This window comes from Streptomyces sp. NPDC017943, from assembly GCF_044328425.1.
GTDB lineage: Bacteria > Actinomycetota > Actinomycetes > Streptomycetales > Streptomycetaceae > Streptomyces > Streptomyces djakartensis_A.
Genome location: NZ_JBIRHH010000080.1, coordinates 1 through 1,911 on the forward strand (window position 1 = coordinate 1; position 1,911 = coordinate 1,911).

At 62.7% G+C, this 1,911-nt stretch carries 2 protein-coding genes and 1 pseudogene; 2 read left to right on the forward strand and 1 reads right to left on the reverse strand.

What is annotated here, in order from left to right:
• The first annotated feature begins 217 nt into the window (after window positions 1-217).
• Window positions 218-1,147: a hypothetical protein gene (locus ACH4C6_RS36360; protein ID WP_398112842.1), complete on the forward strand. Its 930-nt coding sequence runs from the start codon at window positions 218-220 to the stop codon at window positions 1,145-1,147.
• Between the two features lie 31 nt (window positions 1,148-1,178).
• Here ACH4C6_RS36360 and ACH4C6_RS36365 read toward each other — a convergent pair.
• Window positions 1,179-1,388: pseudogene (locus ACH4C6_RS36365) on the reverse strand (IS5/IS1182 family transposase); the annotation flags it as partial.
• Here ACH4C6_RS36365 and ACH4C6_RS36370 point away from each other — a divergent pair.
• Window positions 1,376-1,750 (forward strand): AAA family ATPase, encoded by a 375-nt coding sequence (locus ACH4C6_RS36370; protein ID WP_398112843.1) that lies wholly within the window; start codon window positions 1,376-1,378, stop codon window positions 1,748-1,750. The pseudogene ACH4C6_RS36365 and the gene ACH4C6_RS36370 sit on opposite strands and share 13 nt — an antisense overlap.
• Window positions 1,751-1,911: the final 161 nt, after the last annotated feature.

Genomic DNA, 1,911 nt, shown 5'->3' on the forward strand with positions numbered 1-1,911 from the left:
GGCAACGGCGTTCACCAGGCCATGCTCGGCATCTCCCGGCTCCACAACCTAGCCCTCACCGGATAACTGACACCCCATACGGGACAACCTCTAGGCAAGTCCCATCGTTGCAGTTCAGGAGCACTCTCCGCTTATTCAATCAAGCCTCGGACAGTCAGCCGACCACCAATACAGCCTTGACCTACAAGCCATTAAGAGGGCAAGAAAAGAGGCAGCAATGCCAGCAAGCGTGGAAGATTGGCAAGATTTTCTCAGCGCGTATGAAGAAGAGCCGATCTTCATGACGGTCTACGCCAGAAACCGCGGCTTCTGGGAGCAGACATACACGAGCCCCCTTTCCCAAGGGAAGGGTAAGGGGTTCTTAACGTTTAAGATGCTGTCATCCGGGGAGCAGAGGGATCTTATCGCTATCGCGACACTTATGCCAAAAAACAGGCGATTGAGTATCATTAGGGCGGATCGTCGTTATGCGCAAATTGACGTAGCGAAATATATACGCGATGCAGAAGCCAAGGCGGAATCCGTGAAGGCGATGGAAAGGGCCCGTGCAGAAGAGCAGAGGCATGCTGGCGCGGTGGGGATTCCCGGGGAGCTTTCCGACCCGTGGCGGGTCAAGGAGGAGCAGCGGGCTGATATGGGTTGGGGTCACGCGCAGCAGAGTGTCTTTTCGGCCCATGTCAATCCTTACAGGGGATACCCTTCGCTTGACATAGCATCCAGGGGCTACCTGGGTGGGACAGACGACGTGATGTCCCTTGACGCTTCGTCCTCCAGTCAGCCGGCGGTGCAGGCCGGCTCCTTGCCCGTATCCCCGGCACTCCAGGCAGGGCAGCTGACAGGGCAGCCAGCTCCTTCGCCGCGGCAGCAGGAATCCCAGCAGCCCGGCTCATCGGCTCCCTACCGCGGCCCGTACACCGGATACGGCTCTCTGTTCAAAGCATCCGGCGGCAAGCTGATCGAGGACGGCGCCGCCAGCGATTCCGCAGAAGACCCTGCCTCCCAACCGCAGAACACGCTGACGGCACGGGCCGCATCCATCCTGCCTATACCCGAAAAACCAGCCGACAGCCGCACACCGTCCCCGGACACCGACTCCCCCACTCACCAGCCGACCTCCAACACCCACACCAGCCAGCTCAACCGCTGAGCTTGTTCAGAGGTCGTTTTCGTCCGATGTTTCATCCCGGGATGGGGTGTTTGGTGGACTTCTTCGGGTCGCGCAAGGAGATGGTGTTCTCGCCGGTGAGGCGGCGGGCCATGAGGTCGGTCATTGCGAGGTTGACCAGCGCTTCGGAGCGGGTGGGCAGGGTTTCGTAGTCGCGGGCGCGGCGGCGGTGGAGCATGAGCCAGCCGTAGGTCCGCTCGACTGCCCAGCGTGGACCTGGTCGACTTCCTCGAGGGGGCCGACGACGAGCCGGACTGGGTGATCCCGGGGGTGCTCGCACGCTGGGAGCGGCTGATGACCACGGCCGGGGAGGGTGGCGGCAAGTCGCTACTGCTGCGGCAGATTCTGATGCGGGCTGCGGCCGGCCTGCACCCGTGGAAGAAGGCCCGCATCGAGCCGGTGCGGGTCCTGCACATCGATGCCGAGAACGCTGCCGACCAGGCCCGCCCGTGGCTGCGCCGGATGGCCAAAGCCGCCGCCGACGAGGGTGCGCCCGTCGACCGCAACCGGTTCATGCTGCGGATGATCCCGCAGGGCCTGGACGTGACCCAGGCCGCGGACCGGGCCTGGCTGGCACGGTGGTGAAGCACGCCCGCCCGGACCTGATCAGCATCGGCTCGCTGTATAAGCTCACCACCAGCGGCAAGAGCGACTAGGTCGTGTCTCTTTGATGGGTTGATCAGTTGATCGGATGTGCCTGTCCGATTGATGATCACCGATGCGATGTGGGACCGGATCGAGCCGCT

What these genes read in the sequence shown, in the direction of transcription:
- ACH4C6_RS36360 (WP_398112842.1), top strand. Translation starts at nt 218, where the DNA reads ATGCCAGCAAGCGTGGAAGATTGGCAAGATTTTCTCAGCGCGTATGAA.